23 protein-coding genes and 1 tRNA gene are annotated in these 24,001 nt (G+C 67.3%); 10 read left to right on the top strand and 14 right to left on the bottom strand.

The genetic code is table 11. The features are described from left to right. Positions 1-1,650: PPE family protein (locus tag ACK5M9_RS11645; protein ID WP_416893318.1), on the top strand; the 1,650-nt coding region annotated here is incomplete at its 5' end. Here the strand turns inward: ACK5M9_RS11645 and ACK5M9_RS11640 are convergent. Both ACK5M9_RS11640 and ACK5M9_RS11635 read right to left on the bottom strand, forming a co-directional pair. After that, positions 1,647-2,282 (bottom strand): MBL fold metallo-hydrolase, encoded by a 636-nt coding sequence (locus ACK5M9_RS11640; RefSeq protein ID WP_416893317.1) that lies wholly within the window; start codon positions 2,280-2,282, stop codon positions 1,647-1,649. The genes ACK5M9_RS11645 and ACK5M9_RS11640 overlap by 4 nt on opposite strands. Then, a complete protein-coding gene (locus ACK5M9_RS11635) occupies positions 2,282-3,367 on the bottom strand; it encodes an S-(hydroxymethyl)mycothiol dehydrogenase (protein ID WP_416893316.1) in 1,086 nt (361 codons plus the stop codon). Before ACK5M9_RS11635 ends, ACK5M9_RS11640 begins: the two co-directional genes overlap by 1 nt. 125 nt (positions 3,368-3,492) lie before the next feature. On the opposite strand from ACK5M9_RS11635, the gene ACK5M9_RS11630 reads away from it, so the two are divergent. From ACK5M9_RS11630 to ACK5M9_RS11620, 3 genes are all read left to right on the top strand, one after another. After that, positions 3,493-4,512 carry a class I SAM-dependent methyltransferase gene (locus ACK5M9_RS11630; RefSeq protein ID WP_416893326.1) on the top strand — a complete coding sequence of 340 codons (1,020 nt, stop codon included), beginning with the start codon at positions 3,493-3,495 and terminating at the stop codon, positions 4,510-4,512. A gap of 7 nt (positions 4,513-4,519) precedes the next feature. Continuing rightward, entirely contained in the window at positions 4,520-5,356 is an 837-nt protein-coding gene (locus ACK5M9_RS11625) for a serine hydrolase domain-containing protein (protein WP_416893315.1), read from the top strand. A gap of 138 nt (positions 5,357-5,494) precedes the next feature. Then, entirely contained in the window at positions 5,495-6,007 is a 513-nt protein-coding gene (locus ACK5M9_RS11620) for a DUF3145 domain-containing protein (RefSeq protein WP_416893314.1), read from the top strand. On the opposite strand, the gene ACK5M9_RS11615 is transcribed toward ACK5M9_RS11620, so the two are convergent. The 3 genes from ACK5M9_RS11615 to ACK5M9_RS11605 all read right to left on the bottom strand — a co-directional run bounded on the left by ACK5M9_RS11615 (position 6,004) and on the right by ACK5M9_RS11605 (position 9,133). Continuing rightward, complete coding sequence (locus ACK5M9_RS11615; RefSeq protein WP_416893313.1) at positions 6,004-6,522, bottom strand: hypothetical protein; 519 nt, start codon at positions 6,520-6,522, stop codon at positions 6,004-6,006. The genes ACK5M9_RS11620 and ACK5M9_RS11615 overlap by 4 nt on opposite strands. An 89-nt stretch (positions 6,523-6,611) precedes the next feature. Next, positions 6,612-7,556 (bottom strand): diacylglycerol kinase, encoded by a 945-nt coding sequence (locus ACK5M9_RS11610; protein WP_416893312.1) that lies wholly within the window; start codon positions 7,554-7,556, stop codon positions 6,612-6,614. Further along, complete coding sequence (locus ACK5M9_RS11605; RefSeq protein ID WP_416893325.1) at positions 7,553-9,133, bottom strand: FAD-binding oxidoreductase; 1,581 nt, start codon at positions 9,131-9,133, stop codon at positions 7,553-7,555. Before ACK5M9_RS11605 ends, ACK5M9_RS11610 begins: the two co-directional genes overlap by 4 nt. Before the next feature lie 47 nt (positions 9,134-9,180). Between ACK5M9_RS11605 and ACK5M9_RS11600 the strand changes: the two genes are divergently transcribed. Together ACK5M9_RS11600 and ACK5M9_RS11595 are read left to right on the top strand one after the other, a co-directional pair. Then, entirely contained in the window at positions 9,181-9,753 is a 573-nt protein-coding gene (locus ACK5M9_RS11600) for a TetR/AcrR family transcriptional regulator (protein ID WP_416893311.1), read from the top strand. Next, the gene (locus ACK5M9_RS11595; protein ID WP_416893310.1) at positions 9,753-11,333 is read left to right on the top strand and encodes a glycerol-3-phosphate dehydrogenase/oxidase; all 1,581 of its coding nucleotides are present in this window, start codon (positions 9,753-9,755) and stop codon (positions 11,331-11,333) included. The genes ACK5M9_RS11600 and ACK5M9_RS11595 overlap by 1 nt, the downstream gene beginning before the upstream one ends. Before the next feature lie 50 nt (positions 11,334-11,383). Here ACK5M9_RS11595 and ACK5M9_RS11590 read toward each other — a convergent pair whose 3' ends face one another. The 7 genes from ACK5M9_RS11590 to aceE form a co-directional block, all read right to left on the bottom strand. Then, complete coding sequence (locus ACK5M9_RS11590; RefSeq protein ID WP_416893309.1) at positions 11,384-12,805, bottom strand: acyl-CoA carboxylase subunit beta; 1,422 nt, start codon at positions 12,803-12,805, stop codon at positions 11,384-11,386. Positions 12,806-12,855: 50 nt separating this feature from the next. Continuing rightward, positions 12,856-14,109: a 3-oxoacyl-ACP synthase KasB gene (kasB, locus tag ACK5M9_RS11585; protein ID WP_416893308.1), complete on the bottom strand. Its 1,254-nt coding sequence runs from the start codon at positions 14,107-14,109 to the stop codon at positions 12,856-12,858. A gap of 32 nt (positions 14,110-14,141) precedes the next feature. Next, complete coding sequence (gene kasA / locus ACK5M9_RS11580) at positions 14,142-15,392, bottom strand: 3-oxoacyl-ACP synthase KasA (protein WP_416893307.1); 1,251 nt, start codon at positions 15,390-15,392, stop codon at positions 14,142-14,144. Then, positions 15,389-15,685: a meromycolate extension acyl carrier protein AcpM gene (gene acpM, locus ACK5M9_RS11575; RefSeq protein ID WP_416893306.1), complete on the bottom strand. Its 297-nt coding sequence runs from the start codon at positions 15,683-15,685 to the stop codon at positions 15,389-15,391. Before acpM ends, kasA begins: the two co-directional genes overlap by 4 nt. A gap of 106 nt (positions 15,686-15,791) precedes the next feature. Beyond that, the gene (locus ACK5M9_RS11570) at positions 15,792-16,700 is read right to left on the bottom strand and encodes an ACP S-malonyltransferase (RefSeq protein WP_416893305.1); all 909 of its coding nucleotides are present in this window, start codon (positions 16,698-16,700) and stop codon (positions 15,792-15,794) included. 151 nt (positions 16,701-16,851) lie between these two features. Further along, positions 16,852-18,159, bottom strand: a complete 1,308-nt coding sequence (locus ACK5M9_RS11565; RefSeq protein WP_416893304.1) for a PucR family transcriptional regulator — start codon at positions 18,157-18,159, stop codon at positions 16,852-16,854. A gap of 97 nt (positions 18,160-18,256) precedes the next feature. After that, entirely contained in the window at positions 18,257-21,058 is a 2,802-nt protein-coding gene (aceE, locus tag ACK5M9_RS11560; protein WP_416893303.1) for a pyruvate dehydrogenase (acetyl-transferring), homodimeric type, read from the bottom strand. Positions 21,059-21,220: 162 nt separating this feature from the next. On the opposite strand from aceE, the gene ACK5M9_RS11555 reads away from it, so the two are divergent. The 4 genes from ACK5M9_RS11555 (at position 21,221) to ACK5M9_RS11540 (ending at position 22,863) form a co-directional block, all read left to right on the top strand. Further along, positions 21,221-21,805 (top strand): hypothetical protein, encoded by a 585-nt coding sequence (locus ACK5M9_RS11555; RefSeq protein WP_416893302.1) that lies wholly within the window; start codon positions 21,221-21,223, stop codon positions 21,803-21,805. A gap of 77 nt (positions 21,806-21,882) precedes the next feature. Continuing rightward, positions 21,883-22,305: a DUF3052 domain-containing protein gene (locus ACK5M9_RS11550; protein WP_416893301.1), complete on the top strand. Its 423-nt coding sequence runs from the start codon at positions 21,883-21,885 to the stop codon at positions 22,303-22,305. Beyond that, positions 22,305-22,772 (top strand): peroxiredoxin, encoded by a 468-nt coding sequence (locus ACK5M9_RS11545; protein WP_416893324.1) that lies wholly within the window; start codon positions 22,305-22,307, stop codon positions 22,770-22,772. Before ACK5M9_RS11550 ends, ACK5M9_RS11545 begins: the two co-directional genes overlap by 1 nt. Positions 22,773-22,788: 16 nt before the next feature. Next, positions 22,789-22,863: transfer RNA gene (locus tag ACK5M9_RS11540), tRNA-Val, on the top strand. Positions 22,864-22,908: 45 nt separating this feature from the next. On the opposite strand, the gene ACK5M9_RS11535 is transcribed toward ACK5M9_RS11540, so the two are convergent. Together ACK5M9_RS11535 and ACK5M9_RS11530 are read right to left on the bottom strand one after the other, a co-directional pair. Further along, entirely contained in the window at positions 22,909-23,286 is a 378-nt protein-coding gene (locus ACK5M9_RS11535) for a hypothetical protein (protein WP_416893300.1), read from the bottom strand. A gap of 118 nt (positions 23,287-23,404) precedes the next feature. Then, complete coding sequence (locus ACK5M9_RS11530) at positions 23,405-23,854, bottom strand: 2,4'-dihydroxyacetophenone dioxygenase family protein (RefSeq protein WP_416893299.1); 450 nt, start codon at positions 23,852-23,854, stop codon at positions 23,405-23,407. Positions 23,855-24,001: the final 147 nt, after the last annotated feature.

The following is a 24,001-nucleotide window of genomic DNA, read 5'->3' as shown; positions in this document are numbered from 1 at the left end:
GCGGCGGCGATGGCCAATGCCGCGGCACCCTATGCGGCGTTCCTGGAGGCGGCAGCCACCCGCGCCCTGGGTGCGTCGGGTCAGGCCAATGCGGTGGCTGGTGCGTTCGAGACGGCGAAGTCGGCGATGATCAACCCGGAGGCGATTGCCGCGAACCGCAATGCCTTCGTGCAGCTGGTGCGCTCGAATTTCCTGGGGCTCAACGGGCCGATGATCGCCGCGGCCGAAGGTATCTACGAAGAATTCTGGGCCGCTGATGTGGCGGCGATGTTCGGCTATTACGGGGGTGCGTCGGCGGCGGCGGAGCAGTTGTCGTCGTGGGGGCAGGCGTTGCAGGGGCTGCCGGTGATCGGCGGGCTGTTCGGCAGTGGTGCCAGCGCGGCGGCAGTGGGCAGTGCCGCCGAGGAGGCCCCGAACTATGGTGCGGGGAACAAGGGCGGGGGCAATATCGGTGCCGGCAACACCACCGATGCCGAGATCTTGGCCGACCCCACGATTTCACTGAACAACGATGCGCTGTTCGGAACTGATCCCCCCATTGGTACGGGTGCGGGCAACAATGGTTTCGGCAACCTCGGCAGCGGTAATACCGGTGGCGGCAATATCGGTATCCAGAACCTCGGCGCCGGCAACTTGGGTGCGTGGAATATCGGCGCCGGCAACGTGGGTTCGGGAAATATTGGTATGGGCAACAGTGGCATCACGACCACTGGCCAACAGGCAATCGGGTTCAACAATGTGGGTTTCGGCAATAGTGGTGACTTGAATCAGGGTATCGGTAACACCGGTACCCGCAACCTGGGCTTCGGCAACACCGGCGCCAACAACATCGGATTCGGCCTGTCCGGGGAGAACCTGATCGGGTTCGGTGGCGCCTACTACGACAATGCGACCGGGCTGTTCCATTTGGACGGGAACAACGGCACCGGCAACCTCGGGTTGTTCAACTCCGGCACGGGAAATATCGGGTTCTTCAACTCCGGTGACGGCAATGTCGGCTTCTTCAACTCCGGGCACAATCTCAATCCCGACGATCTGGGCAAGTTCCAGGGTCTGGGGATCGGCAACTCCGGCATGGGCAACGTCGGTTTCGGCAACAGCGAGCTGTTGAACTTCGGTTTCGGCAACGGCGGCGAGGGCAACACCGGTTTCGGGAATTCGGGTCTGGTCAACACCGGTCACGGCAACGCCGGTTCCGGCAACACCGGAAACTTCAACGGCGGCCACTTCAATACCTTCAACGGGAACTCCGGCTGGGGCAACACCGGAAACTACAACTCCGGCGAGCGCAATACCGGGTCGTTCTTCAACATCGACGGACCCCTGGAAACTTCGGGCTACGGCAACAGCGGCCCCATGTACACCTCGGGCTTCGGCAACATCGTTGGTGTCCCTTCGACCCCGCCGCCGCCGTGGGATCCGGGGCAGGGCCGAGGCCCCGTCTCGGGGTTCTACAACAACTTCCAAGGCGGCGAGGTGGCGAACGGGCGCGCTTCCGGCTGGTTCAACACCGGTGTTCCCGTTGTCAACCCCTTCAACCCCGGCGCTACCGGCACCGAGTCCGCCTATGCCTCCGGCTACTTCAACACCGGCTCGTTCAACGCCGGCTACTTCAGCTTGGTGCAGTGGCTGAGTAGCGTCATGCGCTAATGACCCCGGGCCACCCACTGTTCGTAGTGGACGATCTCCTCGCCGATCGTCGTGCTGTCGCCGTGACCGGTGTGCACGACGGTCTGCGCGGGTAGTTGGCCCAGCCGCTCGGAGATCGACCGCAGGATCGTCGGGAAATCCGAGTACGAGCGTCCGGTGGCCCCCGGACCGCCCGAGAATAGCGTGTCGCCGCTGAACACGACGCCCAACTCCGGGGCATGCCAGCACGCCGATCCCGGGGAGTGCCCCGGCGTGTGCAGCGCCCGCAACTCGGTGCCGGCCACCCGCACCGTCTGACCGTCGGCGATCGCGCGAAAGTCGTGCTCCGGGTGAGTCATTCGCCAGAGCACCTCGTCGGCGGGATGCAGCAGCACCGGGGCGTCGAGTAAAGTGGCGAGCTCGGGGGCCACCGTCACGTGGTCGTTGTGGCCGTGCGTGCAGATCACCGCGACCACATTGCGGTCGCCGACGGCGTCCACGATGGGCTCGGCGCGGTGTGCGGCGTCGAACACCACGACCTCGGAGTCGTCACCGACCAGCCAGATGTTGTTGTCGACTTCCCAACTGCCGCCGTCGAGTTCGAAGGTTCCGTGCGTCACGACCCGGGCGATGCGCTGCTGCGCCGACGCCATCAGAGCATCACCACCGAGCGCAACACCGTGCCGCCGTGCATCTTGTGAAACGCCTCTTCGATATCGTCCAGCCCGATCCGCTCGGAGACGAACTTCTCCAGCGGTAGCCGGCCCTGCAGGTAGAGGTCGACCAGGGTGGGGAAGTCGCGCTCGGGCAGGCAGTCTCCGTACCACGACGATGTCAGCGAACCGCCGCGGGAGAAGAAATCCACCAGCGGCATGTCCAGCCGCATGTCGGGTGTCGGCACCCCGACCAGCACCACGGTCCCGGCCAGATCGCGGGCGTAGAACGCCTGCTTCCAGGTTTCCGGCCGGCCGACGGCGTCGATCACCACGTCGGCGCCGAAGCCCCCGGTGAGATCCTGGATCGCCGCGACGACGTCGCCCTGGCGGGCGTTGACGGTGTGGGTGGCGCCGAACGTGCGCGCCAAGCCGAGCTTGGTGTCGTCGGTGTCCACCGCGATGATCTTCTTCGCGCCGACCAGCGCCGCCCCGGCGATCGCGGCATCGCCCACCCCGCCGCAGCCGATCACCGCGACGGTGTCGTCGCGGGTCACGCCGCCGGTGTTGATCGCCGCACCCAGGCCGGCCATCACCCCGCAGCCCAGCAGTCCGGCGACGCCGGGATCGGCGCCGGGATCGACCGTGGTGCACTGCCCGGCGGCCACCAGCGTCTTGTCGGCGAACGCCCCGATACCCAGTGCGGGTGTGAGCTCGGTGCCGTCGGTCAGTGTCATCTTCTGTTCGGCGTTGAAGGTGTCGAAGCACAACTGCGGGCGTCCACGCCGGCAGGCTCTGCACCGACCGCACACCGCGCGCCAGTTCAGGATCACGAAGTCTCCCGGGGCGACATTGGCGACGCCCGGCCCGACCGCCTCGACGGTGCCGGCGGCCTCGTGGCCGAGCAGGAACGGGTATTCGTCGTTGATGCCGCCTTCGCGGTAGGTCAGGTCGGTGTGGCAGACGCCGCAGGCGGCGATCTTGACGACGACCTCCCCGGGCCCCGGATCGGGGATGACGATGTCGACCAGTTCGACCGGTTGCCCCTTGGACCGGGAAATGACTCCGCGCACTGTCTGGCTCATGGATTCAACTTAACCGGGGTGCCGCCGGGTGTAGCGTCGCGGTCGTGACGGCAGCAGAGACGGCGGACAGAGCAGACGCGGCGCAGACGACAGAGACCGAAACCACCGAGGAATTCAGCGACCGGATGGTCGCGGCCATCGACAGCGCGAGCCTGGCGATCCTGGTGAGTATCGGCCACCAGACCGGACTGCTTCAGACCATGGCCGGGCTGCCGCCGTCGGACAGCAAGCAGATTGCCGACGCGGCGGGGCTCGACGAACGCTACGTCCGGGAATGGTTGGGCGGCATGACAACCGGCCGGGTCGTCGACTACGACCCCGACAGCGCGACCTACGTGCTGCCCGCCCACCGCGCAGGGGTGCTTACGCGGGCGGCCGGCGCCAAGAACCTGGCGGTGATCGCCCAGTTCGTACCGCTGCTGAGCGAGGTCGAGCAGAAGATCATCGGCTGCGTCCGGGGCGGCGGCGGGCTGCACTACCGCGAGTACCCCCGCTTCCACGCGCTGATGGCCGAGATGAGCGGGGTGGTGTTCGACGCCGGACTCATCGACGGTGTGCTGCCGCTGGTCGACGGGCTGGTCGACCGCCTGCGCGCGGGAGCGGATGTGGCCGACATCGGTTGCGGCAGCGGCCACGCCGGCAATCTGATGGCCCAGGCATTTCCGGCCAGCAGGTTCACCGGTATCGACTTCTCCGACGAAGCACTGGCCACCGGCGCCGCGGAGGCCAAACGGCTCGGGCTGACCAACTCCGCCTTCGAGAGCCACGACCTGACCCGGATGGACAAGGCCGGGGCCTACGACGTCATCACCGCCTTCGACACCATCCATGACCAGGCGCACCCGGCGCGCGTCCTGGCCAACATCCACCGGGCGCTGCGGCCGGGCGGTGTGCTGCTGATGGCCGACGTCAAGGCGTCGAGCCGGCTCGAGGAGAACATGGATCACCCGATGGCCACCCACCTCTACACGACGTCGATGCTGCATTGCATGACTGTGTCGCTGGCGCTGGACGGCGCCGGGCTCGGGGCGATGTGGGGGCGGCAGCTGGCCACCTCGATGCTCGTCGACGCGGGGTTCGCCGACGTGACGGTCGCCGAGACCGAGGCGGACCCGTTCAACTACTTCTACATCGCCAGGAAGTGACGGTCTGATGCCGGCACTTGAGGCTCTGGGCGGCTGGCCGGTCGCCAACGTCGCCGCGGCGGTCGTCGGCCCCGCCGGGGTGCTGGCGGCCCACGGCGACACCCACCGGGTGTTCGCGCTGGCGTCGGTCACCAAGCCGCTGGTGGCCCGCGCCGCACAGGTCGCCGTCGAGGAAGGTGTCGTCGACCTCGACACGGCGGCCGGACCACCCGGCTCCACCATCCGTCACCTGCTGGCGCACGCGTCGGGGCTGGCGATGCATTCCGGCGACGTGCTGGCCGCCCCGGCTGCTCGCCGGATGTATTCCAACTACGGGTTCGCCGTACTGGCCCGGGCCATCGAGGCGGAATCGGGCATCGAGTTCGGCCGCTATCTCACCGAGGCGGTGTGCGAGCCACTGGGCATGACCGCGACCGGGCTGGATGGGGGTGCCGACGCGGCCGGTTTCGGGGGGGCTTCGACGGTCGCCGACCTGGCCGGGTTCGCCGGTGACCTGCTGCGTCCGGCGACGGTGTCGGTCCAGATGCACACCGATGCGACGTCCGTGCAGTTCCCCGGCCTCGACGGGGTGCTGCCCGGCTACGGCAGTCAACGCCCCAACGACTGGGGGTTGGGATTCGAGCTGCGGGATTCGAAGTCACCGCACTGGACGGGAGCACACAACTCGATGCGCACGTTCGGCCACTTCGGCCAGGCGGGTGGCTTCGTGTGGGCCGATCCCGAGGCCGACCTGGCGCTAGTGGTGCTCACCGACCGCGATTTCGGCAGCTGGGCGCTGGAGCCCTGGCCAGCTCTTTCGGACGCGATCTTGGCCGAGTTCGCGGGAAAAGCGAACGAACACTAGCGCAACAGGGGTCACACAGGGCACAATAGACACGCAAGCCACACAAAACTCCATAAAATTGTCGACAAGCCGTCTGTTCTGTCGGATTCACCAGGTCGTTGGGGAAGACGTCCCTCGTGGAACCGAAGGAGCAAGAAGATGCGTGCGTCGAATCAGTTTGCCGACGTAACGGCCGGTGTGGTGTATGTCCACGCCTCGCCCGCGGCGGTGTGCCCGCATGTGGAGTGGGCGTTGTCGTCGACCCTGCAGGCCGCGGCGAACCTGGTATGGACCCCGCAGCCTGCCATGCCCGGTCAGTTGCGTGCGGTCACCAACTGGGTGGGACCGGTCGGGACCGGAGCCCGGCTGGCGAACGCGCTGCGCTCCTGGTCGGTCCTGCGGTTCGAAATCACCGAGGATCCCAGCGCCGGAGTCGACGGGCAGCGATTCAGCCACACCCCGCAACTCGGTCTGTGGAGCGGGGCGATGAGCGCCAACGGCGACATCATGGTCGGGGAGATGCGGCTGCGGACGATGATGTCGCAGGGTGCCGACGTCTTGGCCGCGGAGCTGGATTCGGTGCTGGGCACGGCGTGGGACGAGGCCCTGGAACGGTATCGGGACGGCGGCGACGCCGGTGAGGTGACCTGGCTGAACCGGGGCGTCGGCTAATAGACCGGTACTGTAACCGGTTTCGCTGACACCGGGATGTCGACGTTGCCCTCGCATGCGCCGCTGGAAATTTCGGTGTGAAAGACCCCGGTGAGGATGCCGTAGGAGCCGGGGGTGTAGACCGTGATCGAATGCGCGGGGTCGTACTCGACGGTGCCGTCGGGCAACAGGCAGTCCCACTGCCACGTCATCTCGCGTACCCACTGCGCGCCGTTCCAGGTGTACTCGATCGACGACGGCATGGTGTCGTTCTTCGGCGGCGGGGGATTGTCGATGGTGGCCACACAGACATCCGCCGTGCAGCTCGAGGTGATCGAAACGCTCGTCCGGTGGGCGACCTCGGGTTGCCTGGCCGCCACGCTGGTGCCGGACTTTGCGTTGGTCGACAACACCAGGATGTAGTCGCCGTTCCAACTGGCGACCTCGCCCGCCGAGGCTGCCGGAGCCAGGCACAATGCGGTGGCGAGGCCGGCAGACGCCAGCGAAACCGCGGCGGCCGTTCTGAGCTCGGGCATTGTTTCCTCCGGATTTGGATGGGATGTTGGAATCGGCGGGGGTTCTGTTACAGATCGGTTGGTTACAGATCGGTGACATTCGTTGCACGTCAGCAACGTTCGGGCCGCACCACCTCCAGTGCGGCCGGCACCACGGAGATCCGGGCCGGCAGGGGGCAGGCGAAGTCGCCGTCGGCGTAGACGTTGATCCCGGGGCACTCGACGTCGATCGTCGTGGCTCGCGCGGTGGTCACCTCGTCGAGTTCTACATGCGTGCCCTTCATCACGGTGGGGAAGACGCGCAGGAACTTCGAGCGCGGCGCCGCGTGCACCATGGTGATGTCGAGCAGGCCGTCGGTGTGGTCGGCGTTGGGGCAGATCAGCATGCCACCGCCGTAGCTGCGGGTGTTGCCGAAAGTGGCCAGGGCGAGATCCGTTTCGACGGCCGGAGCCCCGTCGAATGCCAGCCGGAACGTCAGCGGCCGCAACTGCGAGAGTTCGACCAGCATTGCGATGTAGTACCGCAACCTGCCGTGCGGCCAGGTCATCCGATTCGCCCGATCGGTCACCAGGGAATCGAAACCGGTTGCCGCCACCGTGCCGAACCACTTGTCGACTCCGGTGTCATCGCGGATCCGGCCCAGGTCGATGGTTTCCGTCCAACCGTTGACGATGATCTCCGCGGCGGCTTCGGGATCCTTTGTCGGAATGCCGAATTCGCGGGCGTGGTCGTTGCCGGTGCCCGCCGGAACGATACCCAGCGGCACATCGGTGCCGGCCAGCACCTGCAGTGCGTTGGAGATGACGCCGTCGCCGCCGGTGACCACGACCCCGTCGGTGCCGTTGTCCAGCGCCGCGGCCAGTAGGCGACGTGCGTCCTGGGCGTCGTCACCGATGATCTCGGTGACCTCCAGACCGCGCTGACGCAACCGGGTCAGCGCCCGCCGCGCCGCCTCGATGGCCGCCCCGTGCCCGGATACCGGATTGGTCAGCGCGGTCACCTTCGCCAATTCGCGACGGTGACACCGCCCGGCGGCCGGATCCTGGTGTGTCACGGGATCAGCTTGCCGGGGTTGAGGATTCCGGCGGGGTCCAGCGACGCCTTGATCGCGCGCAGCACCTGTACGCCCAGATCGCCCACCTCGTCGCGCATCCAGGGCCGATGGTCGGAGCCCACCGCGTGATGATGGGTGATGGTCCCGCCGGTGGCCATGATGGCATCGCAGGCGGCCTTCTTGGCCGCCAACCACTGTTCGAGCGGGTTGCCGCGCTGCCCGGCGACCACGGTGAAGTACAGCGAGGCGCCGGAGGGATAGACGTGCGATATGTGACACATCACCAGCGCCGGGGTGCCCGATTCGGCCAGCGCCGACGTCAGCGCCTCGGTGACAGCGGCTTTGAGCGCGGCGATGTTGGACCAGTCGGTGGCGGTTTCCAGCGTCTCGCACAGCGCGCCGGCGGCCAGCAGTGAGTCACGCAGATAGGGCGCGCTGAACCGGCCGTGCTCCCAGGACTGCGCCGGATCCGCCCCCAGCGAGGTGCCGCCGTGGGCTGCGATCAGCGCGCGCGTCTCGGCGTGCCGGCTCTCGGTGTGCGCACCGGTGCCCTCGAACAGCGTCAGGCCCAAACAGCCACCGGTGGAATCGTTCTCGCCGATCAATTCGTGGGTGGCCAGGCTGACTCCGGTCTCGGCTTCGTCGGACAGTCGCACCACAGTCGGCCCGGTGCCGGTTTGTGTCACCGCACGCAACGCCTCGACCCCGGTGGCGAAGTCCGGGAATGACCACGCCTCGTAGCGTGTGGTTTCCGGTGCCGGATGCACCCGCAGCCGCACCCGGGTGATGACACCGAGCACGCCCTCGGAGCCGATCGCGATCTGGCGCAGATCGGGGCCGGCCGCCGACGCGGCAACCCGGCCGAGGTCCCACACACCGGCGGGGGTGATCATCCGCAGGCCGACGACCATGTCGTCGAAGCGCCCGTACCCGGCCGAATCCTGGCCGGAGGATCGGGTGGCCGCGAAGCCTCCGATGGTGGCGTACTCGAAGCTCTGCGGGAAATGTCCCAGGGAGAAGCCCTGTTGGCCGAGCAGGCGCTCGGCTTCGGGTCCGCTGAGGCCGGCACCGAGTTCGGCGATGCCGGACACGTCGTCCAGGTGATGCAGTTCGTCGAAACGACGTAGATCCAGCGAGATGACGGCGGTGAACCGGCCCCGGGCGGGGTCCAGACCGCCGGTCACGCTGGTCCCGCCGCCGAACGGAACGACCGCGATAGCGTGATCGGAGCAGTAGCGCAGGACTCCGGCGATGGCCTCCTCGTCCCCGGGCAGCAGTACCGCGTCGGGCGCGTCCTGGACGCCGGTGTCCTTGCGGCGCAGCAGGTCTGGGGTGGACTTGCCGCCGGCGTGTAGCAACCGGTCATGGTCGGCGGTGCGAAAGAACTCGGCGCCGACGAGTGCGGCGAGCCCGTCCCGATCGGCTTGCGACAAGGCACACGGGCGTAGTGTGACTTGCTCCGGGCGTAGCTCGACCTCGGTCGAATCCTCAAGTCCCAGAGCTTGTTTGAGTAGTGACCGGATTCCGCCGGAGAGCGGCCTGGCGGCCGCCGGGTCGCCCCAGGCATTCCACTTCATCGGCGGAACCAGTGCATCGACACGTGTCATGCGTTACAGTATTACACATGCTGTCAATTAGTAATGATTCCGATCTGGACATCGGGGATCGGATACTTGCTGCGGCGGCAAGCTGCGTGCTGGATTACGGCGCGGATCGGGTGACCCTGGCCGAGATCGCCCGGCGCGCCGGGGTAAGCCGGCCCACGGTGTATCGCCGATGGCCGGACACCGAGTCGATCGTGTCGACCCTGCTGACCGGCCACATCGCCGACGCGGTGCGGCAGGTGCGGTTCGACGGGGACGACCGGGCATCCCTGGTGAAACAGGTAGTCACGGTCGCCGGCCAATTGCGCCGCGACGACCTGATCATGTCGGTGATGCGGTCGGACCTCCCCGGGGAATCCATCGCCGAGCGCCTTGGCGCCGGCCGGCGGTTCCTGCTGGACGGACTCGCGGCCCGGCTGTCGGCTGCTCAGCGCGCGGGCAGCGTCCGGGCAGGGGACCCCGTTCAACTCGCGACCATGATCCTGCTGATCGCCCAGTCGACCATCCAGTCCGCCGACGCCGTCGAACCGATCCTCGACGACCACGCCCTGGCCGCCCACCTCTCCCACGCGCTGAACGGATACCTGTCCTGATGGAAAAGCCGCCCGCACACTCTGCCGCGCTCAACGCCACCCGCCGCACCGCCGAACTGGCCGAACTCGCCGACGGCGCCGACCTCGACGTCATCGTCATCGGCGGCGGCATCACCGGCGCCGGCATCGCCCTGGATGCGGCGTCCCGGGGTTTGCGCACGGCCCTGGTGGAAAAGCACGATCTGGCGTTCGGCACCAGCCGCTGGAGTTCCAAGCTGGTGCACGGCGGACTGCGCTACCTGGCGACCGGCAACGTCGGTATCGCGCGGCGCAGCGCCATGGAACGCGGCATCCTGATGACTCGCACCGCCCCGCACCTGGTGCGGGCGATGCCTCAGCTCGTCCCGCTGCTGCCATCGATGAATCACGCCAAACGCGCACTGGTGCGCACCGGCTTCCTGGCGGGCGACGCGCTGCGGGTGCTGGCGCGCACGCCGTCGGCGACTCTGCCCCGGTCCCGCAGGGTTTCCCCGCGCCGTGTCGTTCAGATGGCGCCCACCGTCGAGCGTGCGGGTCTGGCCGGGGGATTGCTGAACTACGACGGGCAACTGATCGACGATGCCCGGCTGGTCACGGCGGTCGCGCGTACCGCAGCCCAATACGGTGCCCGGATCCTCACCTATGTCGCCGCCTCGGAGGCCACCGGCACCTCGGTGCGGCTGACCGACCAGCGCAGCGGCCAGTCGTTCGACGTCTCCGCCGGCGCCGTCGTCAGCGCCGCCGGAGTCTGGGCGGGCGAAATCGACCCGGAGTTGAAGCTGCGGCCCAGCCGCGGAACTCATCTGGTGTTCGATGCCGCGGTGTTCGGCAACCCGAGCGCGGCGCTGACCATCCCCATTCCCGGTGAGCTGAACCGCTTCGTCTTCGCCATGCCCGAGCAACTGGGCCGGGTCTACCTCGGCCTGACCGACGAGGATGCCCCGGGCGCGATTCCCGATGTGCCACGACCCTCGGCGCAGGAAATCGCGTTCCTGCTGGACACGGTCAACACCGCGCTGGGCACCAAGGTGGGCGAATCCGAGGTGATCGGCGCCTACGCGGGGCTGCGGCCGTTGATCGACACCGGGGAGGGCCGCACCGCCGACGTCTCCCGCAACCACGCCGTCTTCGAATCACCCGGCGGGGTGATCAGTGTCGTCGGCGGCAAGCTGACCGAATACCGGCACATGGCCGAGGATGTGCTCGACCGGGCCATCGGCCTGCGCGGGTTGGGTGCCGGTGCCTGCCGGACGCGCACCCTGCCGCTCGTCGGCGCCCCGGCCAATCCGGGGCCGGCTGGGCATGGCGGTGTGTCGGGTGTGTCGGGTGGGTCCGGGATACCGCTGCCGGAGTCGCTGGTCGCCCGCTTCGGGGCGGAAGCGGCCAATGTGCTGGCGAGCGCATCCTGCGAGCGGCCCGCCGAACCCGTCGCCGACGGTATCGACGTGACCCGGGCGGAATTCGAATACGCCGTCACCTGTGAAGGGGCGCTGGAAGCCGGCGACATTCTGGACCGGCGGACAAGGATCGGACTGGTGACGCGGGATCGCGAGCGGGTTGCCGCGGTGGCCGCAGAGTTCCTGGCCGGGTTCGGCGGGTAGTCGGAACCTTCGGCGCGGCCGACGGAGCCGTTGGAGTCCCGGCGTGCTGTTTACAGCGGAATGTTCTTGTGGCGACCGCGACGGGCGGGAGCCTGAGCCAGCGCCTCGGTCAGCTTGCTCCGGGTGTGTGCGGGGTCGATCTTCTCGTCGACCACACCGATGTCGATGGCGCTGTCCACGCCACCGGCGATGCGTTCGTGCTCGACGGCCAATTCTTCGTGCAGCGCCTCGCGCTCATGGTCCGGTGCAGCCGCCAGCTTGCGCTTGTGCAGGATGCCGACCGCGGCCTTGGCGCCCATCACGGCGACTTCGGCGTCCGGCCAGGCGAACACCTTCGTCGCGTTGAGGGAACGGGAGTTCATCGCAATGTAGGCCCCGCCGTAGATCTTTCGGGTCACCAGCGTCACCCGCGGCACCGTGCACTCGCCGAAGGCGTGCAGCAGTTTGGCGCCGCGCCGCACGACGCCGCCCCACTCCTGGTCGACACCGGGCAGGTACCCGGGCACGTCGACGATCACCACCAGCGGAATGCCGAACGCGTCGCACAGACGCACGAAACGCGCTGCTTTCTCGGCGCTTTCGGAGTTCAGACAGCCGCCCAGGCGCAGCGGGTTGTTGGCCAGCACGCCAACCGTGCGGCCCGACAACCGGCCCAGCCCGACCACCATCGACGGTGCCCACTTGGCCTGGAACTCCGCGAATGGTGCGTCCTGGTCGAGGATCGCGGCCACGATCGGGTGCACGTCGTAGGCCCGGCGAGCGGACTCGGGCATGAGCGCCTTGATGTCGGTGTCGCCGGCCTCGGCCTTGCTGCGGTCGAAATGGCCCTGCTGGCAGAAAAGTCCGACGAGATCGCGTCCGCGCGTGTAGGCGTCGAGTTCGTCGTCGGCGACGATGTGGCACACCCCGGACTTCTTGTGGTGGGTTTCCGGGCCGCCCAGCGAGGCCATGTCCACGTCCTCGCCGGTGACGCTGCGCACCACGTCGGGCCCGGTGACGAACACCCGGCTTTCCGGCGCCATCACGATGACGTCGGTCAGCGCCGGGCCGTAGGCTGCACCACCCGCGGCGAAGCCGACGACCACCGAAATCTGCGGAATGTAGCCCGAGGCCCGGATCATGGCCTCGAAGACCATGCCGACCGCGTGCAGGGCCCGCACACCTTCGGCCAACCGGGCGCCCCCGGAGTGCCAGATGCCCACGATCGGGCTCTGCTCCTCGATCGCGGTGTCGTAGGCGTCCACGATGTGCTGGCAGCCCTCGGTGCCCATGGCACCGCCCATGACGGTGCCGTCGGTGCAGAACGCGATGGTGCGCACCCCGTTGACGGTGCCCGCGGCGGCGAGCAGACCGGAGCGGTCACGCTCGTGCAGCAGCTCCAGGCTGCCGTCGTCGAAGAAGTTGCTCAGACGCAGCAGCGGGTCGCGCGGGTCGAGCGTTTCACCAACCATCTCTGGGGCCATGGTCGTCATCGCAATTCTCCTAGTTTCCACAGGGATGCTCTTGGGGGCGGCGGCATTGCTCAGTACCGTCCAAAGGCGATCGCCACGTTGTGTCCGCCGAACCCGAACGAGTTGTTGACGGCGTACTGGTAGTTGCCCGGCCGCGGCTTGCCCGCGACGACGTCCAAGTCGATCTCGGGATCGAGGTTCTCCAGGTTCAGCGTCGGCGGGACCACCTGGTCGCGCAGAGCGAGCACCGTCAGGATCGACTCCACGGCGCCGACGGCGCCCACCGAGTGGCCCAGGGCCGACTTGGGCGCGTACACCGCGGGTTTGTGGCTGCCCATCGCGTTGTTGATCGCCTTACCCTCGGCGACGTCGCCGACCTGGGTGCCGGTGGCGTGGGCGTTGATGTGATCGATGTCGGTGGGGGTGAGGCCGGCGAGCTGGACCGCCCGGGTGATCGCGTGCCCGGCTCGAGCGCCGTTGGGGTCGGGGGCAACCATGTGGAAACCGTCGGAGGTGACGCTGGCTCCCATGATGCGGGCCAGAATGTTGGCGCCGCGCGCCTTGGCGTGCTCCTCGGTTTCGATCACCAGCAGCGCACCGGCCTCGCCGAAGACGAAACCGTCGCGGTCCCGGTCGAACGGGCGGCAGGCACCGGCCGGATTGTCGTTGTTGGCCGACATGACGATTCGCATGTTGGCGAAACTGGCGATGGGCACCGCTTCGATCTGGGTCTCGATACCCCCGCAGATCGCGATGTCGGCTTCGCCGAGCACGATCTGCTGCCACGCCCGCGCGATGCCTTCGGAGCCCGACGCACACGCCGATACCGGGGCCATCACGCCGGCCTTGGCGTGACGCTCCAGACCGACCACGGCGGCAGGACCGTTGGGCATGAATTTCTGCACGGCCAGCGGGGAGATCGCCTTGAAGCCGCGTTCGCGCATGGCGTCGTAGCCGAAGACCAGTTCTTCGGATGACCCCATTCCGGTGCCGATGGCAACCGCCAGCCGATTGGTGTCCACCTCGGGTGAGCCGGCGTTCTCCCACACCCGCCGGCCCACAATCGTCGACAACTGCTGCAGGTACGAGGTCCGGCGCAGCTCGACCCGCGTCAGCTGGCTGTTGAATTCCTCAAGCAGGTGTCCGCCGATGCGCACCGGAAGGCCGTATTGTTCGATGAAGGGGTCCTCGAGGGTCCGGATCCCGCTCCGGCCGTCCAACAACAACTTCCAGGTGTTCTCGGCGTCGGTCGCCAGTGCCGTCGTCATGGCAATGCCCGTGACGACCACGTTCGGGAAGGCTTTCCCGGTGACCAACTCTGTCATGGTTTCTGCGAACGTTCCTTCCTAATCCCGCTCTAGTACCGCCCGAAAGCGAGTGCCACGTTGTGGCCGCCGAATCCGAACGAGTTGTTGATCGCGTATTGGAAATCGCCGTACCGGGGTTCGCCCGCGACGACGTCGAGGTCGATCTCGGGATCCGGGGTTTCGTAGTTCAGCGTCGGAGGGATGACGCCGTCGCGGAGGGCGAGCACGGTGAGCAACGACTCCAGGGCGCCGACCGCGCCGATGGAGTGCCCGAGTGCCGACTTCGGCGCGTAGACCGCGGCCTTCTCGCACCCGGCCACCCGGATCGCATTGGCCTCGGCGGCATCGCCGATCGGGGTCGCGGTCCCGTGCGCATTCACATGGTCGATATCGCCGGGGGACAAGCCCGCCAGCTCCATCGACCGCTGCATCGCCCGGCCGGCCCGAACGCCGTCGGCGGCGGGTGCCACCATGTGGAAGGCGTCGGAGGTGATCCCGGCGCCCAGCAGCCGGGCCAGCGGCTTGGCGCCGCGGGCCTTGGCGTGCTCCTCGGTCTCGATGAGCATCATGGCCCCGGCCTCGCCGAACACGAAGCCGTCGCGGTCCTTGTCGAACGGGCGCGAGGCGCGTTCGGGCTCGTCATTGCGCGTCGACATGGCCCGCATCATCGAGAAGGCAGCGATCGGCAGGGCCTCGATCGGCCCCTCGACGCCGCCGCAGACGGCGATATCGGCGTCACCCATGACGATCTGGCGCCACGCGTGGGCAATGGCCTCCGAACCCGACGAACACGCCGACACCGGGGTGATCACCCCGGCCTTGGCGCCGAGCTGCAAACCCACCACGGCGGCCGCGCCGTTGGGCATGATCATCTGCACGGCCAGCGGCGACACCTTGCGGGGGCCGCCTTCGTTCATCAGGTCGTAGCTCTCGACGATCCGCTCGGCACCACCCAGGCCGGTGCCGACGACGACCGTGAACCGATCGGGGTCGACCTCGGGGCTGCCCGCGGATTCCCACAGCTGACCGCTGAGAAACTTGGCCAACCGCTGGACGTAGGACATGCGGCGCATGTCGAGCCGGCCCATTTGAGCGTCGACGGACTCCTTGAGGTGCCCGCCGATCTTGACCGGAAGATCCCACTTGGTGACGAAGTCGTCTTCGAGAACGTGGATACCGCTCTCGCCGGCCAGCAAACTCTTCCACGTGCTCTCGATGTCCGGCGCGAGCGCAGTCGTCGCCGCGACGGCGGTTACCACAACGCTGGGGTAACCGCCGTTAGCAGTGGAAGGCTTCGTCACTTGCTCTCCAGCTTGGCGCGCAGCGCCTCGGCAGCCTCGGGGTTCTCTTCCTCGAGCTTCTGGATGTAGGCCACGACGTCGCCGACGGTGCGCAGGCCGGCGAGGTCCTCGTCGGGGATCTTCACGCCGTACTTGTCCTCGGTCTGCACCGCGATCTCGACCATCGACAGCGAGTCGATGTCCAGGTCGTCGACGAACGACTTCTCCGGGGTGACCTCGGAGGGCTCGATGCCGGTGACCTCTTCGATGATCTCGGCGATACCGGCGATAATTTCTTCTTGACTGGCAGCCACGGCTGGTTCCCTTCGTAATATGTTGTGTACAAACCGAATTGATGTGTTGTTGCGGTTCGAACTGTTTTTAGATGTTGTTGTGGGTTCTGGCTTCGAGTGCCGGCGGCTACGGTGCCGCCAGCTCGTCCAGGTCTGCGGGGGACTTGACGGCGCGCGCCGGAGTTCCCCGAAGTTCGCGTTTGGCGATACCGGTGAGCGTGCCCGCGGGCGGGAACTCCACGATCGCCGACACATCGTGCTCGCGCATATATGCGGTGCACAGATCCCAGCGCACCGGCCGGGTCAGCTGAGCGACCAGCGCCCGCATCGCCGCGGCGGCGCCGGCCACCGGCTTGCCGTCGTAGTTGGACAGCAGGGTGGCGGTGGGCTCGGCCGTTGCGATACCCGCCGCGGCGGCGGCGTAGCCGTTCAGCGCGGCGGCCATGAACTCGGTGTGGAACGCTCCGGCCACACCCAGCGCTCGTACCCGGGCCTTGGCGGGCGGGTCCTCGGCGAGCTTCTCCAGCGCGGTGAGCCGGCCGGCGGCCACGATCTGGCCGGCGGCGTTGCGGTTGGCCGGGACCAGGTCGAGTTGGTCAAGGCGGTTCAGCACCTCGTTTTCGTCACCGCCGAGCACGGCCGACATCCCGGTTGGTTCGGCTGCGCAGGCCTTGGCCATCTCGGCGCCGCGAATCGCAGCCAGCATGACGGCGTCATCGGCGGCGAACACGCCGGCGATGGCGTAGGCGGCGATCTCGCCGACCGAGTGGCCGGCCACGATCACGTCTTCGCCCGTCAGCAGTCCACGCGTAGTGAGCTGCTGGTGTGCGAGCAGGGTCGCCGCGACGATCAGCGGTTGGGCGATCGCGGTGTCGGTGATCTCCTCGGTCGACGCGGTGGTGCCCAGCCGCGCCAGATCGAGACCGCTTGCCTGCGACCAGGCGTCGACTTGCTCCGCCGCCCCGGGCAGTTCCAGCCACGACGACAACATCCCCTCGGTCTGGGAACCCTGTCCGGGCGCGAGAAATGCAATCACGCGTTTAAGAGAACACTGTGAGGACGGTTTTGCGGGGTGTACCAAATTATGAACCTCGTCTTAGGTTTTTGTATGTATTCTACAAAACACCCCGGTAAGCTACATGTTTGAGACGGGGCCGCGATCTGTCATCTGAATCACTATCGCGCCGTTACGATGCCGATACCCCGCTGACCGGCGGTTTAAGCTGCGGGACTGCGATGACGGCCGGGTTCGGCGGATGCGTCGGATAGTTGAGTTGGCCCACCGTAGCCGCGACCCGCAGCACGTATGCGTCGCGAGGCCGGGTGGGATCGCGCCCGGTGAAGTCGGCGATCCGCTTGAGCCGGTATCGGACGGTGTTTGGATGAACGAACAACTTCCTGGCGCATGCCTCAATGGCGCCGCCGCAGTCCAGGTAGGCGTCCAGGGTTTCGATGAGTGTCGGCCCGGCGTCGGAAAGCGGCCGCATGACGTCGGCGTGCAGCGCCACGATCGCCGAAGCGTCACCCATCAGGGCGCGCTCGGGCAGCAGTTCCCGCGCCAGGACGGGCCGGGGGGCGCCCCGCCAGCCGGTCACCGCGTTCATCCCCGAGATCGCCTCGCTGGCACTGTGATACGCCGCCGTCAGCATCGGCGCCGTCGGGCCGATGACCACCGGATCCGCTGAGAACGCCTTGAGTAGGTCGTTGAGGAACTTGTCGGTGTGCGACAGCTGGCCGGAGACGATGGTCACCAACCAGGTGCCGTGCACATCGGTGAGCGCGGCGCGGCCGTGCCGTGCGGCGATATCGCGGGCGTACTGGCTTGCCCGGTCGCTGGCGTCTTCTTCGCCGGTGCCCTCGTCGCCGGGCGCCGGGGTGCCCACCACCACGGTGGCCGGCGCGGTGGTATCCCAGTTGAGGGCGGCGGCGCGGGACAGCAACTCGGGGCCGGTGTCGCCGCGTACTACCGCGTCGACAACGCTGGCCTCCATCCGGCTGTCCCAGGCGCCCCGCGCCTCGGCGGCGTCGGCGTAGGCCGAGGCGGCGGTGAAGGCCAGGTCACGGCTGTACTTGAGGATGCCCACGGTCAGGCCCGTCAGCTGCTCGTCGGAGCGGGCCAGCAGCGGCACCGCCTCCTCGAAGAAGTCCATGGTGACCCGCACCATGTCCACGGTGTGGCGCAGCGCGATGCGCCGCGTCAGCTCCTGGGGCACCAGTTCGAACGCCTTTGCGGTGTAGCTGACGTTGCTGTGCGGGTCCTGCATCCACTCGACGAAGTTGACCACCGCCGTCTGCACAACCAGTGCCACGCTGGCGCGCTGCGAGGCTTCCAGGTCGGCGAAGAACGGCAGTCGCTCGTGCATGGCCGAGACCGCCTCGGTGGCCAGCCGGCCCGAATACTGCTTCAACCGCCGCAGCAACGAGTCGGGCACGGCATCGAGCATTTCCAGCGGCGACCGGGAGTGCCCGATCTGCGCAAACTGGTTGTCGCCCATCCCTAAAAGCTACGCCTGCCATCTGGAACATTTCACCAAACAGCCGGGTTTGTCTTAACGATTCCTTACATGGCCGACGGCCAGCGGCCAGCGGCAGCTATGCCACGCCCGGATCCGACGTCTGCTCCCCGGCGGCATGGACCTCGTCGATCCGGTATTGGCGGGCTGCGGCGACCGCCACCGACGGGTCGATCTCGCCGTCGCGGGCCAGTGCTTCGAGCACGGCGACCACCTGGGATTCGGCATCGGTGTTGAAGTAGCGGCGGGCAGCCGGGCGGGTATCGGAGAAGCCGAACCCGTCGGTCCCCAGCGTTACGTAGGTGCCGGGCACCCACGGCCGGATCTGCTCGGGGACCGCGCGCATCCAGTCCGACACCGCTACCACCGGACCGCGGGCGTTTTCCAGCGCCCTGGTCAGGTAGGCGACACCCGCCGGCTGTTCGGGATGAAGCAGACGCTCCTTCTCGATCGCGACACCGTCGCGGTTGAGCTCGCTCCAGCTGGTCACCGACCATACGTCGGCGGCGACGTCCCACTGGGCGGCCAGCATTTCGGCGGCCTTCAGCGCGGCGGGCACCGACACTCCCGACGCCAGTATCTGCGCGGAGTTGTTGCGCGGTTCGGCTGCCGCGTGGCAGCGGTAGATACCGCGCAGGACGCCTTCGGGGTCGAAGTTCTCCGGCTCCGGCGGCTGCACATACGGCTCGTTGTAGAGGGTGATGTAGAAGAAGACGTTCTCCGGGTCCTTGCCGAACATCCGCTGCAGGCCGCTCTCGACGATGTAGGCGACCTCGTAGGCGAACGCGGGATCGTAGGACACCGCTGCCGGGTTGGTGGCGGCGATCAGCAGCGAATGGCCGTCGGCGTGCTGCAGGCCCTCTCCGGTCAACGTGGTTCGCCCTGCGGTGGCCCCGAGGACGAACCCGCGCGCCATCTGGTCTCCGGCTGCCCAGAACCCGTCGCCGGTGCGCTGGAATCCGAACATCGAATAGAAGATGTAAACGGGGATCATCGGGACGTCGTGGGTGGCATACGACGTTCCCACGGCGGTGAACGAGCCCACCGATCCCGCCTCGTTGATGCCCTCGTGCAGGATGTGGCCGACCTCGCTTTCCCGGTAGGCCAGCATCAGCTCGGCATCGACGGCGGTGTAGAGCTGGCCGTTGCGGTTGTAGATCTTCAGCGACGGGAACCAGGAGTCCATGCCGAAGGTGCGGGCCTCGTCGGGAATGATCGGGACGATCCGGTTCCCGATTTCCTTGTCCCGCAACAGTTCCTTGAAGGTGCGCACCAGGGCCATGGTGGTGGCGACCTCCTGGTTCCCGGATCCCCGCTTCAGGGCCCGGTAGGTGTCGCCTCCGGGCAGCTTGAGCACTTTGGCCTTGGTCCGGCGTTCGGGGACGAAGCCGCCGAGGGCGCGGCGCCGGTCCAGCAGGTACCGGATCTCCGGGGTGTCCGGCCCGGGGTGGTAGTACGGCGGCAGGTACGGGTTCTCGTCGAGTTGGGCATCGCTGATCGGAATGCGCATCGAGTCCCGGAACCGTTTGAGGTCGTCGAGTGCGAGCTTCTTCATCTGGTGGGTGGCATTGCGGCCCTGGAAGTGCGCACCCAGCGAATAGCCCTTGATGGTCTTGGCCAGGATCACCGTCGGCTGTCCTTTGTGCGCGAGCGCGGCGTGGTAGGCGGCATAGACCTTGCGGTAGTCGTGGCCGCCGCGCTTGAGGTTCCAGATCTCGGAGTCGCTCATGTCTTTGACCAGCGCCTTGGTGCGCGGGTCGCGCCCGAAGAAGTGGTCGCGCACATAGGCTCCGTCGTTGGCCTTGTAGGTCTGGTAGTCGCCGTCGGGGGTGGTGTTCATCAGATTCACCAGTGCGCCGTCGCGGTCGGCGTGCAGCAGGGCGTCCCATTCCCGGCCCCACACCACTTTGATGACGTTCCAGCCCGCTCCCCGGAAGAACGACTCCAGCTCCTGGATGATCTTGCCGTTGCCGCGCACCGGGCCGTCGAGGCGCTGCAGGTTGCAGTTGATCACGAAGGTCAGGTTGTCCAGGCCCTCCAGCGCGCCGATGTGCGCCAGCCCACGGCTTTCCGGCTCGTCCATCTCGCCGTCGCCCAGGAAGCACCAGACATGCTGGCCGGCGGTGTCCTTGATGCCCCGATCGTGCAGGTAGTGGTTGAACCTGGCCTGGTAGATCGCATTGAGCGGCCCCAGGCCCATCGACACGGTGGGGAATTCCCAGAAATCGGGCATCATCCGCGGGTGCGGATACGACGGCAGCCCGCCGCCGGGATGGCTGTGCTCCTGGCGGAATCCGTCGAGACGGTCGGCGCTGAGCCGGCCCTCCAGGAAGGCGCGGGCGTAGATCCCGGGGGAGGCATGCCCTTGGATGAATATCTGGTCGCCTCCGCCGGGGTCCGATTTGCCGCGGAAGAAGTGGTTGAAGCCGACCTCGTAGAGTGCCGCCGAGGAGGCGTAGGTCGAGATGTGGCCGCCGACGCCCACTCCGGGTCGTTGCGCGCGGTGCACCATGATTGCGGCGTTCCACCGGATCCAGGTCCGGTAGCGGCGCTCGACGTCCTCGTCGCCGGGGAACCACGGCTCCAGTTCGGTGGGGATGGTGTTGACGTAGTCGGTCGAGGTCAGCGCGGGTATTGCGACCCGCTGCTCACCGGCTCGCTCCAGCATCCGCAGCATGAGGTAGCGCGCGCGGGCCGGCCCGGAGCGCTCCAGCAGCTTGTCGAACGACTCCAGCCACTCCGAGGTCTCCTCGGGATCGATGTCGGGCAGATACGACGCCACGCCCTCGCGGATCACCCGCACGCGGTCGGGTTCTGATGGGTTGCCCGAGGTCTCGGACGCGGCTGTGGACAGATCCCGGTGGGTGGACTCGGTGGTCAATTTCCGCTCCTATTGTTGGCGGTCTGACGGATTGCGCGGCTGCCTTCCCCTATCGTGCCGTACCGGGGACTGCGGTGGATACCCACCGCCGGGTACCGGGTGCAGGACGGAAGTCGGTGGTTGTGGGGCAGGAGGGATCGCGACCCGGTAACCTCACATCCCGTGCTCATCGGATGGCGTGTGGTCGCTGGCAGGCACGCGGGGGAGATTCCCAAACGAGGCGCCCTGGTTCTGGGCTGCGTTGCGGCGCTGGCGGCCGCGATCGTCGGCTGCACGAAGATTGCCGACGGGGCGGGCGCGGCCGACACCGCCGTCGCGCCGGCCTACCGGACCTCGGTGTCGATGTCGATATCCGCGTCGTCGGTGACGTCGCAGGTACGGGAGTCCCAGCGGCAACAATCGGTGACCACTAGGGCGATGCGGACGTCCTGTGAGGTGATGGCCACCACCAGCGAAGAGGCCATCGACAAGGTCAACGACTTCGTCGCCGCCTACAACGCCGAGCGCAGCACCGGCCCCACCGAGGGCCCGGCGATCGAGGCGCTCAACGACAGTGCCGATTCGGTGGAGAACAGTTACGGCGATGCCCTGCCGGCGTCGATGCGCGACGCTTTCAACGCCTACACCGCAGCAGCCCGCGAGGTGGCCAAGGCGATCGGGACCCATGCGTCGACCGGCGAGTTCAACAGGCGGGTGGATAATCTCAACGACACCAAGAGCGAGGCGCTGACCCTGTGTTCGGGCTAGCCGTATGAAGCCGGGCGGCGCCTGTGCGACGATTACATCCATCACGTACCGTGCGGTCGGCTGAAGGAGGTTTCACGGTGGTCGCGGCGGATGACGCCCCGGGCTACGCCCGCAAACTGGGCATCCAACCCGACCAGATCGTCCAGGAATGGGGCTGGGACGAGGACACCGACGACGACATCCGGGCCGACATCGAGGACGCGTGCGGCGGCGAACTGCTCGATGAGGATACCGACGAGGTGGTCGACGTCGTGCTGCTGTGGCACCGCGACGGCGACGGCGACTTGGTGGACATCCTGATGGACGCGATCACCCCGCTCGCCGAAGACGGCGTGATCTGGGTTCTCACCCCCAAGACCGGACGGGTGGGCCACGTGTTGCCCGCCGACATCGCCGAGGCGGCGCCCACCGCCGGCCTGATGCCCACCTCCTCGGTCAACCTCGGCGATTGGAGCGCCAGCCAGATGGTCCAGCCGAAGTCACGGACGTCGAAGCGCTGATGCTCGACATTGGAACGGCCGCCCCCGACTTCAGTCTGCGCGACCAGAACCAGCAGCCCGTCGCGCTCAGTGGTTATCGCGGCGCCAAGAACGTCCTGCTGGTGTTCTTCCCGCTGGCGTTCACCGGGATCTGCCAGGGCGAACTGGACGAAGTTCGCGATCACCTGCCCGATTTCGAGAACGACGACAGCGCCGTGCTGGCCATCTCGGTGGGGCCGCCGCCGACGCACAAGATCTGGGCTGTCCAGAGCGGGTTCACCTTTCCGGTGCTGTCGGACTTCTGGCCGCACGGAGCGGTCAGCCAGACCTACGGGGTGTTCAACGAGGCGACGGGGATCCCCAACCGCGGCACCTTCGTCGTCGACACCTCGGGGATCATCCGGTTCGCCGAGATGAACGGGCCGGGCGAGGCGCGCGATCCGCGGCTGTGGAACGACGCATTGGCGGCGTTGCGGTCCGGCGTGTAGCCTGCGCCGGGGCAGAGGGCGCGTAGCTCAGTGGTAGAGCTCTGGTTTTACACACCAGCGGTCGGCGGTTCGATACCGTCCGCGCCCACCAGTGTCGGTGCAGCTCCGGGAGATTTTGCGGCGCACCGTCGAGGTGCTATCGGGTCTCCATTTTGACCAGTTGCTTGCCGACGTTCTCGCCGGTGAAGAGGCGCCGCAGGGCATCCGGGGCATTCTCGAACCCCTCGACCACGTCGATCTGGTTCTTGATCTTTCCCTGGCCAGCCCAGGTCGTCGGGTCGACAGCAGCTGCCGGCACCCGATCAAGGTAGTCGAAGACGAGGAAACCGCGCATGGTGGCACGCTGCAGCGTGAGGTTCAGCAGGTTCTTGACGCCCGTCCGCTGCGCGGGATCGCAACTCAGCCACTGGTTTCGGACGAGAAACTCACCCTCGCCGATTGCGGGCACGGTGTCGCACGCAACTCGAAATGTTCCCGGCCCGCGAATCCGGTGGGCCGCTTTGCAAGCAGCCATCGGTGGTTCGTGGGCTCGGGCACTTCTGCAGCTACTTTCATCCTCGGTGTGGATCGAATATCGATCCCGATTTCACAGGTTGGTATCGAGCGCTCATCACGCTGCTAGACGGTGCACATCAGGCGTTGTTGGCGGTGTAGCCGGCCGCGCCGCCGCCGATGTAGTTGACCGGGCCGAGGTTCTGCTCGGCGGCCAGCGTCTCTGCCAGGAAGGCGATGGAGGCCGTGGCCAGGATGGAGTGGAAGTTGCCGTCGTTGTCGAAGTTGATGTTGCTGCCGACGACACGGACCAGGATCAGGGTGTCCTCGGTGTTGTCCGCGGGGGTGACGAAGGTGTGCACCGACGTGGCCGGTTCGTACAGGTAGGACCCGACGGTCTGAAGCTGGTCGGGGTACTCGTAGTAGTGCCAGCAGCCGGTCAGGGTGTACACCTCTGCGACGCCGGTGTGGTAGTGCAGCGGCACCGATGCGCCGGGTTCGAAGATCGCCAGCACCACCCATTCGCCGTGTTCGATATCCAGGCGCAGCGGCTTGAAGTGCACGCCGGGCGCGAGTGCGTTCCGGATCAAGGGGGGCTTCCAATGTGCCACCCCGCGGCCCTCGGCGCTTGACAATAGAGGACTAACTTTTGACAGCAAAGGACTTCTCGCTGTTGACGGCATAGGCTCGTATGCAAGGCTTGTTGCCTTGCGCGGAGACGGCGCACGCCCAGGTGA

Source organism: Mycobacterium sp. (assembly GCF_047975165.1).
Lineage (GTDB): Bacteria > Actinomycetota > Actinomycetes > Mycobacteriales > Mycobacteriaceae > Mycobacterium.
This window is presented reverse-complemented; position numbering and strand designations above follow the sequence as displayed.